General features: G+C 37.5%; 7 protein-coding genes. All 7 read left to right on the top strand.

The annotated features are described in order from the left end of the window. The first annotated feature begins 1,137 nt into the window (after positions 1–1,137). The 7 genes from EWV66_RS03320 to EWV66_RS03350 all read left to right on the top strand — a co-directional run bounded on the left by EWV66_RS03320 (position 1,138) and on the right by EWV66_RS03350 (position 18,325). On the top strand, positions 1,138–5,160 hold the full coding sequence (locus tag EWV66_RS03320) for a hypothetical protein (protein WP_287107722.1): 4,023 nt from the start codon (positions 1,138–1,140) through the stop codon (positions 5,158–5,160). Between the two features lie 49 nt (positions 5,161–5,209). After that, complete coding sequence (locus tag EWV66_RS03325) at positions 5,210–7,417, top strand: LamG domain-containing protein (protein ID WP_287107721.1); 2,208 nt, start codon at positions 5,210–5,212, stop codon at positions 7,415–7,417. A gap of 28 nt (positions 7,418–7,445) precedes the next feature. Beyond that, positions 7,446–8,102, top strand: a complete 657-nt coding sequence (locus EWV66_RS03330; protein ID WP_249264894.1) for a type I restriction endonuclease subunit R — start codon at positions 7,446–7,448, stop codon at positions 8,100–8,102. Positions 8,103–8,232: 130 nt separating this feature from the next. Beyond that, positions 8,233–8,568: a nucleotidyltransferase domain-containing protein gene (locus EWV66_RS03335; protein WP_052275615.1), complete on the top strand. Its 336-nt coding sequence runs from the start codon at positions 8,233–8,235 to the stop codon at positions 8,566–8,568. Between the two features lie 119 nt (positions 8,569–8,687). Next, entirely contained in the window at positions 8,688–11,882 is a 3,195-nt protein-coding gene (locus tag EWV66_RS03340; RefSeq protein WP_287107720.1) for a coiled-coil domain-containing protein, read from the top strand. Between the two features lie 35 nt (positions 11,883–11,917). Next, on the top strand, positions 11,918–16,477 hold the full coding sequence (locus EWV66_RS03345; RefSeq protein ID WP_287107719.1) for a DUF6603 domain-containing protein: 4,560 nt from the start codon (positions 11,918–11,920) through the stop codon (positions 16,475–16,477). Positions 16,478–16,498: 21 nt separating this feature from the next. After that, positions 16,499–18,325 carry a hypothetical protein gene (locus tag EWV66_RS03350; RefSeq protein ID WP_052275612.1) on the top strand — a complete coding sequence of 609 codons (1,827 nt, stop codon included), beginning with the start codon at positions 16,499–16,501 and terminating at the stop codon, positions 18,323–18,325. Positions 18,326–18,460: the final 135 nt, after the last annotated feature.

Here is an 18,460-nt window from a genome sequence, read left to right on the forward strand (position 1 = left end):
TAAGACCAGAACAGAGTAAATCTGTTAAGGCAGGTGCGAAAAATCCTTCGGGAAAGAAGCAGAAACCTAAATCGTGAGGTTTGGGAATCACCGTCCGTTTACGGCGGTGAGGATGTCAAAGTTTATAACGCTCTTGGAGGGAGTCTGGCAAAAGTCTTACAGTCTCTAAACCCTAGCTCTCTTATGGAGTAAGCCTTCAAGCTATCGCTAACTAACAGAAACCCTAAATTTGAGTTTTTATTAGAAAAAAAGTTAGCCATCACTTGTCAACCAAGGGTTTCAGAATCTGGATTCGGTTAGGGATTTCCGAAAGTCCCAGAAGAGCGTTACTAGGATTGAGTTATTTTGTCCCTTTGAATACTCGTCCTTGCGAATAGGAGGTTTAAAGCCTAAGCGCGATTGTTCGAGCTTGTATCCTCGGGATGACGGCGTGGCTCCGGTGGCTACCTAACGGTGTCAAGCACCTCGGTTGAACTGGATGTACAAGCCCTTTTTCAGAATATAGGCACCCAAGCTACAAAGCGGTATTTTTTACCTAGGTTGGGACGGGTTGCCTGCTTCTCAAGATACAAGGTTGGGTTGCGGGAAGTAAAACCCAACATCCTCTACTAAGTGAGACTAAGAAATTATGTCTCACTTAGTAGCTTTTTCCTGGTTGCAAGGCTCTGTCCCGACCCAAGCAGGAGTCCTAGTTCCTAAGACCCATACTTTTTCTGGCAACAAGACCCGCCGAAGCTCGTTTATCGCGCAAGGAATAGTGGTCAAGATATATTTGTTAAGTAGTCTGACATAAATTCTGTTGTCTATCTTAAGAAATGTAAATTGCCGCAATTCTTACTGACGACCGACTTGAAAGAGGCAGGGGGCAGGAGGGAAAAGTACCACTTTCAGGCTTGGCGGTGCCAACTTTGGCATCGGGACTGACGACCGACGACCGACTCCTTACCCCACAGTTAACTTTACTTTTGTCCAACTACTTAGAGCATCGGTTTTTAGATTTATTCAGCCAACCCTACTTATGAGATGCACCCGAAAAAATAAATCTGATTTGTGAATAAACACTAAACATTATAACATTAGAAAACTAAACCTGTTAGAATCAGAGCAACAGTAAATGCTTGTAATCCTAATTAGAACATGGTCAATAGTATTTTAATGATTCCTATTCATTTGGATGCTCTCTATCTGAAAAGAGATCGCCTAGTTGTAGAGGCGATGGCAGATTTGAGCATAGTTCCTTATTTTAATAGAAAAAGAGACGTAAATCCGAATATTGCTCATATCAGCGAGGAGATTGTTTCCCAACCCTTTCAAAATCAAAATCTCTACCTGAAAGCGGGAATCCATTTACATTGGGCGTTACCCGATGCTTTAACAAAAGGGATTCAAGATAGCGATAAAAAGACAGTTTTCCCATCAGTTCCTAATCGCTGGTTAGTAACACGCACTCTTAACGGCAAAAAACGTCAATGGGTAGTGGAGAGTGATTATCTTTATCGGGAAGGAGAAGGGGAGCAGTTAGGTAGTATTGTTTATCCCATTGAGATAAAAAATGGTAATGGTAATCATCAACCATTTCGCTATTTAGGTCGCAAACTGCCTATAGAAGCTTGGTTAGAAAATGATCCCAAGGCTGAATACTTACCCTTATTAACTGCCGTAGGTTATGGTGAACCGACTTTTGCGGCTTTTTATCCCAATTGTCACAGCGTTTTTGGATTTTATGATGATTATTCTCCTCAACCTACTGATAGTTTACAGTATGATGTGATTGGGTGGTATCGTCACTTAGAAAAGGATTATTTCAATCAATTCATCAAATCAAAATCTCAATTAACTACACAAGAATTAATCAAAGCGATACAAGAAGAATTCAAGTGGGACATTCCCGTTAAAAGCAATGAACAAATACCTCAAAGAATGCTTTGCTATGCCCGCTTAAAGTTTGCGTCTCCAACCAATACAGAGAGAGAAATTTCGGTAGAAGTGGCTGTAGGAAATACGGGAACGGAGGCATTATCCGCTTATTTAGGTCAAAAAATTGACAACAATTCTCGATCTATTATTGAAGATCAATTAGAAGCTTTAACCCTATCTTCTAGTCTAGAACATCGGCAGTTTGATCTAACGGCTAAGTTTGAGGAAGCACGCCATGAAAAAGGGTTTAATGCGGTCTCATCTGGCAGAATATGGACAATTACTTTAGGAAGCACAAACACTACAACAGCAAATGCTGAAGATGCTCAAGCTCAGAGCGAAGTTACTTTACCCGATAATATAGCTCCTAAACTGAATCAGCTTAATCTCTCTCAACAGAAATATGACTGCACTTTCGATGAAATTGAGTCAATGCGTCGGCAACTCTTTTCTGATTGGTATAAGTATATGTTAAGTGCTTATCCCCCCCAAGGTAGCACCGCTCAGTATCCTGATATTGATGAAGTTAAATATTATATTGAGGAGAAGGGAATTGAACCTTTAAAGGCAAAACTGAATGATCTAGAGAATTATGAAAAGTTATTGAATAAATCTTTAACTCAATTACAACAGGCGATTACTCAAGTAAATATTACCCAGTGTAAATTAAAAGTTAGTGATATTTTAGACTGGGAAAAATTGATTAATCAGTTAGAACAGGGAACAACAGAGCCAATTAAAAGAATTAAGCAGTTAATCCCCGATTTGGCCAGTAAAATTGCAGGGGAAAACCAAGGAAAAATTATAGATGCCTTAAATTTAATTTTTACTAAAAACGAAACAGAGCCAATTAAAAGAATTGAGCAGTTAATCCCCGATTTGTCCAGTAAAATTGCAGGGAAAAACCAAGGAGAAATTATAGATGCCTTAAATTTAATTTTTACTAAAAACGAAGAAGAATTAGTCCGTTGCAATCGTCTGCTTTTAGAAGTTTCTTTCCCTCAGCTAATTTTAAAAGCTCCACCACCTTATACCCTGAAACCTATTGCCGGTTCCCGTTATTGGCAACCAACAGAACCAGTTGTCTTGATGGCGGGGGAAGGGGTAAAACCCACCATTCGCCATGGACAAGATGGAAGATTGAGGGATGATGGACTGTTAGAATGTGAGATTTTACAACAGGAAGAGGACATTTTTCTCAATGGATTTTCGTCTATTCTCGGTAAAATTGATCAGATAGAAAACAATAAAAAAGGGGAACATATTGGCTTTAACACTTGGGAAGAACAACCTTGGCATCCGTTTTTACTAGAGTGGGAGGTAGAAGTTTTTCCCCTCCAAAATGGCTGTAATCATGGCATCTATAATCATCAATATGATGCTGAGTTTATTACGGGTAATTATACCTTGAAAGAAAACGAGCCAGAGCTTTCTTTACAGTACGGAAAGGGGGCTGTTCTTAAAGCTGCTAATGTTTATAGTGGTCGGAGTATTTTAACACCCCATGCCGGAATTAAGCTTAAGGAAAAAATAGAAGTTTATTTAAAGAAACAATTACCTGATGAGGCTAAAGAATATTACGAACTAAACCTGTCTGAACAAGAAGAAGCTTACCAAAAAAGAATCCAAGATTGGTATAAGGACAAACCAAATTCTTTGACCAACTTAGACCAACAAGAAAAGATTCAAGCCATTCAAGCTTGGTATGAGCAAAAACCCTGTTATGATCCTAGTAATCCTAATTTAATTTTCACTAATCTATTCTCGGATCAAAAAGCTAAAGACCCCATTTATACTGCCATTAGAGCTTATCAAAATCTTTTAAGCCTAAATTGTCTATCTCAAGCTTTAGGAGGGTTTAACGAGGCTTTATTGATGCACAAACAGACCTTACAGTTACCTATTGCTGATCCTTTAGGATTTAATGATTATCAGCCTTTTACAAATGAAATAAAAGAAATGGTACAACAAAGTGTCCGTAGTGCGCCAGAACCTTTAAATGATTTTAACCCAATTCGCTCAGGGGTAATGAAGATTTTGCGGTTACGGTTGGTGGATACTTTTGGACAAGTGAAGGATTTAGATATTAGAAATATTATCACTCCTGAACAGATGACGACTCCAGGCAGTCCCTATCTGATATCTTTACCCCCTCGTTTGGTACAACCGGCGCGTATTAATTTCCGTTGGTTATCTGCAATTGAAGGGGAACAGGAAATGAATAGTCATCCAGCTACTACTCCTATTTGTGGCTGGATATTGCCTAATAATTTAGATAATAGTCTCGCTATCTATGATAATCAAGGTAAGGCGTTGGGTTCGATTAATCAATTAGCAAAATGGCAAGCTGCGCCGGGAGAAAATACGGTTATCACCGTTGATAAAATTGATGATCATTTACAAATTGATGATCATTTACAAAAAGTGATTAACTATATTATTAAGCAGGGGGCAGAATTTTTGTCTAATTTTATTTCGGCTTTAGATAGTGGTTTAGAAAACATTGATCCCGAAAATTCAGCGCAAAATCAAGGTTTAGCACTGTTAATGGGACGACCTATTGCCCTAGTCAGAGCTTCTTTAAATTTGGAATTAGAGGGACTTCCAGCTATTAACCAAGATTGGGGAGTATTTTGGCAAGATTTAAGACGTAATTGGCGAGAAACAGATGGCTTTGAAAAGGTCAAGTTTCCGATTCGTTTAGGGGAATATAAACAGTTAAATGATGGTTTATTAGGTTATTGGTTGGAAGGGGATGATGGAAGTCTCAAGGATGTATTTTATGCCCCTCAAAGTGATTTAGAGGGAGTTGATCATTCTGCAATTAAATTTCATAATGCTAACAATCCTTGGCACATTTATCTTAATGTAAAAGCTCCTCCTACCCTGTTGACTATGCTCATCGATCCCAGAGGAAAAGTTCACGCAACTACTGGAATTTTACCGACGAAATCAATTGATATTCCCCCGGATCAATATCAACAAGCGTTAGAGAAAATAGAAATTACTTTCTTCTCTGCTCCTATCTTGACAGATTATGGTAAGATTAATTTAGCTTTACCTGATGAAGTCGGTTATCAGTGGTCATGGTTAGAGAAAGAAAAAGAGCAATGGTCAACTGCTGACAAAATAGGTCAAACTAATGTTAATGCTATCTTCTCTGGCAAGCAAGAAATTCGAGAGGGATGGTTAAAGTTAAGCCTAAAAAAAGAGCCACCAAACCCTAATAGTCCTAATCCCTAACTTTATTCAAGATTCACCCGCTAATTTTTTAAACCAAGGAGTATCAATTATGAGTAACGCAAGCAATGACTTAGTTTTACATCTAAAACTAGATACAATTATCCCTGATGGAGGTAATCAGAGAGTTCGCAGTGCTTTAACTGAGAATTTCTTAGCGTCAAGTGAGAATGTTTCAGCTTTTACTGAGAGCCAATATAGGAGTCATGGTAATCCCCAATTTGTAAGTGATGAACATTTTGGCAGTTGTTTCATTTTTGATGGAAGACAAGACTATATAGAAATTCCTAATTCAGAGGACATTAACTTTGCAACTAATCAAGATTTTACCGTTGCCAGTTGGATAAAAATAGCCAAAGAACAACCATTTAAAACCAATGGTGACAACGATATTATTGAAAAATGGAATGGTAGTGGAGGTTATCCCTATGTCATCAGATATTTGCGTAATGAGCAAAGAATCCATGCAGCAAGATATGATGGTTCTAATAATCCCGCTGTCACCACCACAACCCAACTTAATAGTGAGCAATTTTATCACATTGCTTTTGTGAAAGAAGGTAGCAAGTTACGGCTTTATTTAGATGGACATGAAGAAAATAGTACGGATGATACAACCCAATCTCAAACACAAAATGATTCACCTCTTTATCTAGCACGTAGAGGAGGAAGCAATGAAGCTTATGCTAACTATTTTGCGGGAACAATTGCTCATCTCCGCATCTATAATAAGGCATTATTCCCAGAAGAAATTAAACAGGATATGAATGATGATTTAACTGCGATCGCCGCTTTTAATCTTGCCTATCCTCTTGATTTTGACTTATATGAAGGGGACAATAAAGAGTCCATTATCTTTATTGAAAATGATACTAAGGGAGAAGAACTGGTTTTAGAAATTGCTAATAATACAGAACAAGGGATTACTTTACTGGCAAAAAGTGGAGCAGTCAGTCAAAATAATTATCATTTTGAATTAAGATTTAGACCTGATACTCTATCACCTAAATCTTTACAGCAATTGGCTTTAAAACCTCAAAGTAATTGGAGTATGAGTCATCCTGTTACTCAAGCAGATGGGATAGTTTCTCTCTATTTCTTAACAACTAATACTACTTTATCAGCTAATGAGGTCGTTACTTTAACCCTGCCAAACGTCAGTGCTTCAGCAGCGGGAGGGGCAAGAACAACCAGAGTTGAGTTTTTATGTCCAGAGTTTACTTATCAAGGAGAGACTTTAACTCATTATTACCGAGAAAAAAACCTCAGTGTTATCGATCATCGGGGTAAGAAAAATATTCCGCTTCATGTCAGTTTTGTAGGCTCTAATCGGATTTTGAATGATGGCACAACGACAAATAAGTTAACTTTGCGAATTGTTAATGTATTAAAAGATAAATCTATTCCTTTGATTCCAGATAGTAAGGGGGATAATGCCTCTAAGTTTATTATCTCTTTTGATGTTCAAGAAGAAGGGCAGAATAAAGATTGGGCTTTGGGAACCACAAGTCAAGTACAAGGAATAGGTATTCAAGGAACAGATTTTCGACTGACGGCAAGACATATAGAGGAGTGGAAAATTGTTAAAGAGACTCAAGGAGAATCGCCAACTTGGACAATAACTAATCAAAATGAAGAAAACGTTGAGTTACGACAGGAACAGGGTATTGAATTAACAATTAGTAAGATCATTTCTTCTCTTCCTTCTGGTCAGACCAATCTTTATATACGCTATGAAAATATTCCGGGTTATTGGGATGGAACTTTTATTTGTACGATAGAAAAATCACCCATTTTGTTTGATGAGCGCGGCAAGGTTGGCATGGGTATTACTCCAGGGACTGAACAATTGAAAGTAAAGGGAGATACAGCGATCACAGGCAAATTTTCTCTAGGTCAACTTATTGCCAATTATGATAGTGGTTGGTTTGATGTTGAAATAAATAAAAATTATAAGAAAGAGCATAACTTAGGAACTTTCTTATTAGTTACTCAAATTCTTTTTAAAGATACTAATGGCAGAATATGGGATGCAAAAACGACACTTCGTAGAGTCAATGATGGTGACTTCCAAAATAGCTATTGTGGTTATTATTTATTGATGCCAGACCATAATACTTTTGATTTTGCAACAGCAGGACAGGCCGTTTTTGCTGCAGACAATACTTCAACTTATGGACCGGAAAGGAAAAGTCAACGTTTTTTCAAAGGTAGCTATCGAATTTTTGCTTGGAGGATTGGAGCTACATTAAATGAATAATTATGAACGATAAACTAAACAAAAGATTATGTTAAGCATGATACAGACTTACCCAATTTCTAAAACTATCACCACCTTGGCTGTTCTAAAGCAAAAGTTTAATTTATCTGCTACAGATAACGATCAATTTTTTAATGAATGGCAACAGGACTTACCTGATTTAACTACTCAAGAAAAAGAAACCTTAGAGCAAATCAAAAGACGATTTGAACGCCATAGAGAGAGAAGTCCTTTAGCAGAAGGAGTGATCAATCAATTACTCATTTCTCCTTTACTAACTTTGGCGGGTTTATATGATGAACCTTTCTATGTCACCACGGAAGCAAGTGTTGAACTAGAAATAGAAGAAGAGGAGGAAATCTTACGGGGGAGAATTGATACTTTAATTATTGCTCCACAACTGTGGGTGTTAATCATTGAGTCTAAATCTACCATTGCTTTTCCCGTTGCATTACCGCAAATAATGACTTACATGATGGCAAATCCTAACCCTCAAATCCCTGTCTATGGTTTGATAGGTAACGGTGATGAATTTATGTTTATTAAAATGCTGATCCAAGGCGTTCCTCAATATGACTTTTCTAACATTTTTTCCCTGCTTTTACCCCGGAGAAATCAGTTAGAGGATATCTTGCAAATTCTCAAACAAATTGCTAAAATTATGATCATAAATATGACGGATTAAGAAATTAAAAGATATTGAAATAATCGCTCTTTATTCTAGTCCTATGTTAAAATGCGGAAAGCGTATCGAAGGGAGCTGCCGAGGGCAGCACCCTCCTAATTCAACCCCTACCCTAAAAGAATGATTAAGCATGACATTAACGATTGTCAATGATACCCTAAAAACCATTCTCGCTCGACTGAAACGAGAATTAAAAAATCATTACGGTGATCGCCTTAAACAGTTGATCATGTTTGGTTCTCAGGCCAGGGGTGACGCGCATCCAGACTCTGATATTGATGTCTTAGTGGTTCTCAAAGGAGAAGTAAATGCCAGTGAAGAAATTGAAAAAACTGGCTCCATTATAGCCAGTTTATCTTTAGAAAAAGATTCGGTAATCAGTTGTATATTTATGGATGAATACCGATTCATTCATCGTTCTGGTCCTTTGCTTAGGAATATTCGTAAAGAGGGAATAATTCTATGAAAATAGAAAATCAAAAGCGATCGCACCCCATCCCCCCTAAAAGAGAAAATCAAAAGCGATCGCAGATAAATCTTAATCTTCTTCACAATTTATTAATCTATTAACAGGTAGGTCAAATCATGGGAAACTTCCAAGCTATAAAAATCGAAACAGATGATCGAGTTGAGTTTAAAGACAATGTTATTAATGTCATTACAATTAATACCACACAAACGCTTACCATAACAGATTACTATCAATCTATACTCAAAGCGGCTTTAACAACTTTTAAGCTTAAAACCGATTTTAAGCCTAAAAACGAACCAGAACCCACGAGGAACGAAAAAATATCTTCGGAGTTTGAGACTTCAATGAAAGAGTTCTGGGGAAAGGAATGCAACTTCAATGATTGCCTCATTGGCTATATCTTACAAGACACCCATCTTTCTAAAGATGTTGACACACTTTTAGCTCGAATAGCCGATGAAGAAAATAAATACTACTGGAAATGGCTCGAAGGTGACAATGAGGTAAAAGATAGTGCTGACAATCAAACAATACTGAACCGATTACGCATTGTAAATGCAAATTTGCTCAATAAAATTTTTGTAAGATTTGATAATAGTACAGGTAATAAGATAGGAGGAAAACACTGGATAACAAATGAAAAACCCCTTCAGGATCAAACCTTAATCGTGCCAGCCATTGCTATCAGCCCAGAGGGATCTTATACAAATGGCACTGACTTATATTACGGTGTTTATGTAAATCCTAACGCTAGATTGCTTTTTCTGGATAATAGTGAAGATACCCAAAGATATAAATACGGAAAAAAAGATGGTTCTAATGATTATGAGATAAAGCGAACTTACAAGTATGATGAAAAAATAAAAAATAAAGATGAAGAGCGTGATAACGAAGACGCTGAATATTTTTTAGGAAAAGGAAATGAGCAATATCGTTATTTGTGGGAATTAAGAGGTCAAATCAATAAGTTGGGTGATAAGGAGAAGGGGAAGAATACTGTAACTAAAACTATACAAAATGTCTTTCAGTTGAAAACAGAGAGTAACTTGTTGAAGAACAGAATTCATTTCAAAAAGGATGATGGAAAAGATGATACTGAAAGAAATGATAAAGAAACAGAAAAAGCTAAAGACTTAGCACATCAGGCGGCTTGCGAGCTTCCTAAGGGAAACTATCACTGTTTTTACCACGATAACGGGGGAACTTTAATGGGGCATATCTCCGCCGTAAATATAAGCGAGGGAGGGCGTGGAAGTAGTGGCTATCCTATGCGTGCCGATAGGGTGAATGAGGTAAACTATAAATGGTTAATTAATTTGCCTGATGGAGATGCAAATTTTCCCTTAGCAAAATTATGGAGTTATTTGTTTGAATTAAATCCAGAGTTTTTAGTAACATCAGCTAATCGTCCAAAAATTCAACAAAACCGCACAACTAACACATCTGATGCTTTCTACCCTACTAATTGGCCTTACGACAAAGTCAAAAAAGATGGATTTAAGAATCCTGTCATTGGTAGTATAAATAGTTTGATTCAATATTATAAAACATTTAATCCGTCAGAACCTAAGAGAAATAAGCCTCTAAAAGACCCATTTCCGCCTCGCGTTACGAATCCGAGCATTCCTGGTTATGATTATAAATTTGATATCAAAGAAATTGAAATATCTGTAAAGTTAGACAATACTGGCTACCGAGTCTGGAAAAAGTTCAACGCTGTTGGAGAAGATCTCACTTTAGGTGTTAACGAAAATGAACGAGTAGATGCGGGGAAAACGATGGCAGAAGCCTTGAGTAATTTTCATGTATATCCTGGGATGAAAGCCAGTAATATCACGCCTAAAATAACTGATTCTAAATTATCGGCTACCTCCTTTGCTAAATATGTACTAGGACAGCTTAATGATAATGCTGTTAAGGAGCAATGGCGCAAAGATAATGAACTAAATGCAAATGCTACTGTTGATGCTTCTAGTTTAAAAACCGATCAAGAATGGTGTCACCTGTTTGGTCATGGGGATGGCGGTCCAGAAGAATTGGGTAATTTTGTTTCTGGTAGTAAACACTGCAACACTGAACAACTGGCGATTGAAACTGGTCAACGTCGCGTCAGTCAAAATAAAACCGATTTTAAAGAAGTTGAACGAAGTAAATTAAAAGCCCGAATTACGGCTTATTTGATACCGAATGCGGGTACATGGGTAACAGGAGTAAGTTATACGCAAGACAAATTAAATAAAACTTTATTGACTGGTGTTACAGATCATACGGTAAAAAATCAACAAAGCGAATTCTTTGAAAAAGTTCCTAATGTATCCCCAGATGAATATAGATTAAAATTTAAAACAAATGCTTCTGGTAACATAGATGATGAGGCTCTTAGAACAGCTTTTAAGAAATTGTCAGATGCAATTAGCGATTCTGCTACTAATCTAGATAAAAAGAAACAGCTTTTCCAGTTCCGGCACAATTTGGAAAAACATTTTTTCATGTATCTACCAATAGCCCGTTGGATGCGCTACAAGCTTTATTATGATGGGAAAAAGGTGTTTGACCACATCTACGATGCTCAAAGTGAAAGCATAAACTTACATGAATGCCAGATCCTTGATTACATGGTAGAAAGAGCGTTGTATATAGCAATGGGTAAAGAGTCTGAGTACAAGCAAAAAATTAAAAGCCGTGTAGAAAAACTGCTACCTAGCGAGGAAGAAGCGGGGATTATCGGCAGAGTTTTAGATTTAGATCGAAAACTAAATGAAATATTCAATAATCTGAAGTCAATAGACAAGTTTGCAGAACAAATAGAACAAAAAATATCCGAAATAAAGGGAATTCTAGCAAACCCTAATCCTAATTTTGCAAACATAAATCTAGAGCAACTAGAGGAAAATTGCAATATGCTACAAGAATTGCTTAAAAATGCTAATACTGACATTCAATCTCAAATAACTATTGACCATAAAATTGCAGAAGATTCTAAAAATATGACCGTAGAACAGCAAAATCAAAGCCAACTTAAATTGATTATTAAAGATTCAGTTTTGTTGAAAAAAATTAATTATTTGACAGAAACTATTGAAGAAATATCGAAAATTCAGAAAGATATAGCAACGAAAATTGGGGTCATGAAAGAAGAACTTAAGAAGGCGAACCCTAAAATGGAAGTTGACAGCATTGGGGAACAAGTCGAAAGCCTGAAGAGACAGATTAAAGAAACAGAAGAAGAAAAAGCAACTTTACCTGGGGATGAAAAGAAAAGATTAAAAAAACAACAAAGTATGGTTTCAAATGCTAAGAAACTGTAAATCAATCTATCCCATTAAAAAACAAACCTATTTATATGATCAATCCCAACCTTCAATCTATCAAAAACCAACTCAACTTAGGTCATTTAACACTGGATCAGAATGCCATCGGTTCAGCTTTAGCTAATCAACTTCAACAAGCCTTTTCTGGAGAAATATTACAACTTGAGGCAGTAAAACAAACCATTGCAGAAACGGATGATTCCCTATATTTTCAAGCAAGAATCCCTTCATTACTGGGGGTAAGACTGCAAGCTGTCGAAGGCATTTTTTTTGTCTATAACGGTCAGTTAGAGTACCTACTAAAAGCCACTCTCCCGAAGGTTTGGGATTTTTCTTGGTCTTATCCAGACCTTCCCGATTATACTAATTTTGGCAACTTAGGTCCAGATGCGGGTAATCAATCCTCACTTTTTTACGACTTACGATTTCCCGCTGATAAGCCGATGGTACTGGTTTTTTCTTCCCACAATTTTCAGAAAGATCAAACCCCAAAATCCTATCTCACATTACTAGATACTACCTTAAATATTAGTAAAATCCATCAGGGGCTAAATTTTGTTTCAGAGATAGCACTTTCTGAGATGCCACTTTTAGATACACTAATAGAGTTTGCAGGTTATCAAGATTTATCTTTACCTTTTTATGGCTATCTAAATCAACAACCTGAATACGAAGAAATACGCTTAGAGATAGAACTAAATTTTACTAAAACCTATGAAGATATTTTCAGTTTTGGGATTTCTTCACTTGTCTTGCATACCAGCATCTCTCTTTATGCTAACTATATAGGATCAGGGATTAGCTTTTTAGGGGGAGTTAGCATAGGAACCTCAAAAACACCTAAAAACGTAGAGATAGTCTGGCCCGTAGGGAGTACACAACTCATCATCGAAAATGCAGAACCTATTCCTTTTCCCGGTTTCGACACTTTTACTAACTTATTAAGTGGTCATTTACCCAACAATAGCGATACCTTTCCTCTGGCAATAAACTCATTAAGTACCCTAGAAATTCGTGAATTATCCCTACACTTATCCCTAAGTCCACTTAGGGTATCTTATATTGTCTTAAGTATCGGTCCGACAGCAAACTGGAATCAACCCTTATTAGGAAAAGCATTAACAATTGAGGATTTATTATTACGATGGGAAGTTAGTCCCGGAGATCCTACTCCTATTCGTTTTTATCTCCTATCCGCTTTTAATGTGGGAGGGGGTTTAGTAAACGCTTCAGCCGTCTTTCCCGACTTTGCTTTTTATGGTGAACTTGGCTTATATCAAACCATCGCCTTAGAGCAAATCATTGAGGAAATAATCCCCAATGCTCACCTGCCACACATCTCCATATTAGACCTTGCGATAAGTGCTGATATCAAACAAGGGTTATACGCCTTTGAAATAGAGATGGCTAGTGATTGGGAATTGAACTTGGGAGGAACTTCTATCTTACCCCTTAAATATTTACATCTAGAGATAGAAAAGAACCTTGGTGGTAGCTTTGCTACAATTAACAGTGTTCTGACTATTGCCGGGGTAGATCTGATTCTGCTGGCGACTAATGCCAACGAAAGTGGGGGTTGGACTTTTGCCGGAAGTACCAGACCTGGACAGCAAATTCCCATCGGACTGTTAATAAAAGATTTAGTAACAACCTTTGGAATAACAGATGAAGGTTTTCCCAAAGCTATTGAGGGATTAGTGGTTGAAAATATAGCAACTTATTTCAATACTGAAACAAAGAATTTCTACTTTACCTGTGAATCTATATTGGAGATCGAAGAAGAAATAATTGATGTAATTCTTCAAATTAATATTACCCAACAATTAGACGGTTCTTATCAAAAACACTTTGATGGACATATCACCATTGGTAGCTTAAAATTTGCCCTCATTTTCGATACTGACCAAACCTCTACCAAATTCCTCGCCGCTTACCATGATGACCAGACGATAAAAATTAAAGACCTAATTGGTTATATTGATTCTCAGTTAAAAGAGGATATACCAGAAGGACTAGAAATAAGCCTAAAAGATGCCTTATTTGCCTATGCTAAACAACAAACCTTAACTAACTTTCTCTTTGGTTTAAATATTGATGGTGGCATTAACCTCTCTAACCTCCCCTTAGTCGGACAAGAATTTCCTCCCAATCAAACCCTGAAAATTTCCCTACAAATCTTAGCAACTAAAGCTGATTTTACAGCCCCAGAATTACAAGCCTTAAACACTTTATATACCGACGGAGGCATTCAACTCCCCACCACCAATATTAAGCAAGGTCTAGACCTTATCCCCTCGCTTCAACTCGGAAGCGAAATCCAACAATTAGAACTCCCCATCACCATCAATAAAGATAATGGTCAAATAGAAGGAACAACCCCCCCACGGGATAATAACCTTTCTCCCTCAGTCGTCACCCCTTCCTCTACTCCCACCCCAATTAGTGATAGTACCAAATGGTTTACACTGCAAAAAAGCTTAGGGCCTGTCCACTTTCAGAGAGTTGGTCTAAAATACCAAGACTCAAAAATCTGGGTTTTATTAGATGCTAGTCTTAACCTAGCTGGACTTTCCCTCTCCCTTGATGGACTTGCCGTTAACTCCCCCCTCAATCAATTTGACCCCAAATTTGACCTTAAAGGCATCGGCATTGATTACAAAGGAGGCGACACACTAGAAATTGGTGGCGCATTCCTCAGAACCAAAATCACCACCCAAGATGGAAAAACCTACGACGAATACGACGGTGCCGCCGTTATCAAATTTAACGTCAAAGGCAAAGCCCTCAAACTTTCCGCCATAGGGTCCTATGCTTATTTTCAAGGGCATCCCTCCCTCTTTATCTACGCCATTCTTGACTACCCCATCGGTGGCCCCTCCTTCTTCTTCGTCACCGGATTAGCCGCCGGCTTTGGCTATAACCGCGCCCTCAAAGTCCCCACCATTGACCAAATTGCCACCTTCCCCCTTGTCGCCGAAGCGGTTAACCCTCCTCCTGCTGAGGGTTCTAACTCAGACCAAGCCGCCCGACTCACAGGAGAACTAACCAAACTCCGAGACTATATCCCCCCCGAAACTGGGCAAATATTCCTCGCCATCGGCATTAAATTCACCTCTTTTAAACTGATTGATTCTTTTCTCCTGCTTACCGTCGCTTTTGGTAATCGTTTTGAACTTAATATACTTGGTTTAGCCACCCTCATCGCCCCCCCAAATGTAGGCGCAGGAGTCCCCCCAGTTGCCGAGGTACAACTAGCCCTCAAAGCCAGTTTTCTGCCCGCCGAAGGATTTATTGGCGTTATTGCCCAACTTACTCCTAACTCTTATATCCTTTCTCAAGCTTGTCATCTCACTGGAGGATTTGCCTTTTATGGCTGGTTTGCCCCTAACGTCCATGAGGGAGATTTTGTCCTCACTTTAGGGGGTTATCATCCCCTCTTTAAAGTCCCAGACCATTACCCGAAAGTACCTCGCCTTGGGCTTAATTGGCAAGTTAGCAGTGAACTTTACCTCAAAGCAGATGCTTATTTTGCCTTGACTCCTTCCGCTATCATGGCCGGGGGAAACCTCCAAGCTACTTGGAATAGTGGTCCTCTGAGTGCTTGGTTCAACGCCGGGGCAGACTTTCTCATGTCTTGGAAACCCTATCACTACGATATTTCTATCTATATTGATATGGGGGTTTCCTATACTTTCCAATTTTTCGGGACTCAGCATATTACCGTTCAATTAGGGGCAGATTTACACATCTGGGGACCCGAATTTACAGGGATTGCCCATATTCATCTTTGGATTATTTCTTTTGATGTGAGCTTTGGTAGCAGTGCCTCGCAAGCACCCACAGCCATTGACTGGAATGAGTTTAAAACCTCTTTTCTCCCTGCTGCTGATGCTATTTGTACCATTGCCGTTAAAGAGGGTTTAGTCAGAAAAGTTAATCAAGATGATAAAACAGATTTAGGGATCATTAATCCTAAAGATTTCTGCTTAGTCACTAATTCAGTCATTCCTGCTAAGAAAGCTGTCTATACTAAAGATATAACTCTTCAAGACGATCAAATCCAAATCGCGGCAAGTAATACCCAATTTGGCATCAGTCCAATGGAAGTCAAATCGGAGCAATTAACCTCAGATTTAACGATTAGTATAACTAGAGATGGCAAGTCTCTAAGTTCAGCAGAATTTGACAAAAATTTTACTTGTATTCCCCTATTTAAAAAAGTTCCCATCGCACTTTGGGGCGAATCTTTAAACCCTAGTTTGAATGGTAATCAATTTATTGAAAATACCCTATCTGGATTAGAAATTAAACCTAAAAAACAACCAGAACTGGGGGCAACTCAAGCCATTAATCGCAGTGAATTACAATTTAGCCCTGTTTCGATTGATAATGCTTATCATTGGCAGACAATTGGCACTTTTCAGGAGGAAACCACTAAAGACATTAGTAGCACTATTGTAGATAACGCAGTCAACAACACCAGAGATAATTTACTAAAAGCACTAAATTTAAACAGTGAAGAAATTGATCTCAGTGCAACAATTGCCGATCATTTCTTAGGTTTACCTAAAATTGGAGTTTTAGTTAATTAATTATTATTAAAGGAGTCAAAAATGCCAGAAACTACCACAACTGAACCCACTAAAATTGAATTTATTCAGTATCATCAACCAGCTTTAAAAGATGGTGATTATGAGATTACTCTTACACAAGAAATAAAAGAGGAAAAAATTACAGCAAATAACTCCTTTCAGATTACTAGAAAATTTTCTGTAGGTGCAGAAAGATTTGACTTAAAACCTACAGACATCCACGCTGTATTTCCCCCTGATGGTAGCTTAGGAGAACATTCCAATGTTTTACCCCATATTATCCTAAACCGTAGTACCTTACCTTGGGAACGTCAATCTATTAGTAATAATAATAATACTCCTTGGTTAGCTTTATTATTATTTGAAGAAACGGAAGCACCAGAAACTCAAATTATTACCCTAGAAACCTTAAAAAATATTAATAGTTATCCCGCTAAATTTCCCAATTTTACCCTAGAAAGTGGACAACATGAAGACGATAAAGTAATAATTATTGATGTCCAAAAACAGTTATTAGAAAAAATTTTACCCCCTAAAGAAGACTTAACTTATCTTGCTCATGTTCGTCAAGGAACAGATGCTCAAGGAAAATTAATCGGCGATGAATTAGCCGTTATTATTTGTAATAGACTTCCTCAAAAAAGTGGCAGAAGTATCGTCCATCTGGTTTCTTTAGAAGGACGTTATAATAATAACGGTTTTGATTTTCAGGGAGCAGGAGATAATGATAATATTCGTTTAGTTAGCCTAAAAAGTTGGAGTTTTTCTTGTATTGATGAAAAGCAAAGTTTTAAAGGACTTTTGATCCATCTTAACCGAGAACCTAGTACCCTAAGATTGCCACAAGTTAATAATACTGAAGCCGAAAAATATCTATCTATGGGTTATGTTCCCTTACCCCATTTTTTACGACAAGGAGGGAAAACCTTCTCTTGGTATCATAGTCCTTTGATCACAGGAAACAACCCTAACAATAACATCACTTTACCCATTCGTACAGCAGATGAATTAATCATCTATAATCCTGATAATGGTATGTTTGATGTTTCATACTCTGCTGCTTGGGAATTAGGAAGATTACTCGCTTTACAGAGTAAAAATTTATCCGTTAGTCTCTATAATTGGAAACGCACTCATAGACAAAGCTTACAAAATATCGAAACTCATTTACCCGTTTACAATCAACCTAATACAGAACTTCCTGAGAGTATTTATAATTGGTTTGAAGATTTAAGTCTTCTTAAAGGTGTACCTTTTAATTATCTGGTTCCTGATGAACTTATGTTACCTGTAGAATCAATTCGTTTCTTCTATCTTGATTCCCTTTGGATAGAATGCCTATTAGATGGAGCCTTTAGTATTGGTCGAGTAACTACATCAGATCATAAACAGGATCAAGAAAATAAAACAAATCCTGCTGTTAACAATTACCCCATAGTAACTGGTTTTTTACTCCGTTCAGATGTGGTGTCAGGTTGGCCGGGTTTACTCGTTGATGGTTATAATGAAGATGATATAAACAAGATTGAATTACTACGGATGGAACGTCTTTCTGCTAATGTTTTAATCTGTTTATTTAAGGGAGAAATCAAAACATTAGATATTCACCAAAAACCAGAAACCTTACATTTCGGACTAGACTTGGATGATGAGAAGAAAACCTACAAACAATTGAGAAGTGGTAAAAACATTGATTCTCATGTTTTTCCTTGGAGGGATGAAAATAAAAAGGTCATCAATATTAACAACCTAGCTATAGCTATTAAAAATAGTAGCTCATTTACCTCTGCTCAATTGGCTTTAGAGATGATTGAAGGAGTAGAAAAAGTGAGATTTATTGGTTCTTAAAAACCTATTAACTAGGTAGGGTTTGCTGAATAACTGTGAAATACTTATGATATAAGGATTACAGCCATATTAAATTCCCAAAAAGTCAAGAAAAAGGGACAGAAAACGGCTAAAATTGCTAAAATACCCTTGCAC

The sequence above is a fragment of the Microcystis sp. M_OC_Ca_00000000_C217Col genome, from assembly GCF_007095585.1.
Lineage (GTDB): Bacteria > Cyanobacteriota > Cyanobacteriia > Cyanobacteriales > Microcystaceae > Microcystis > Microcystis panniformis.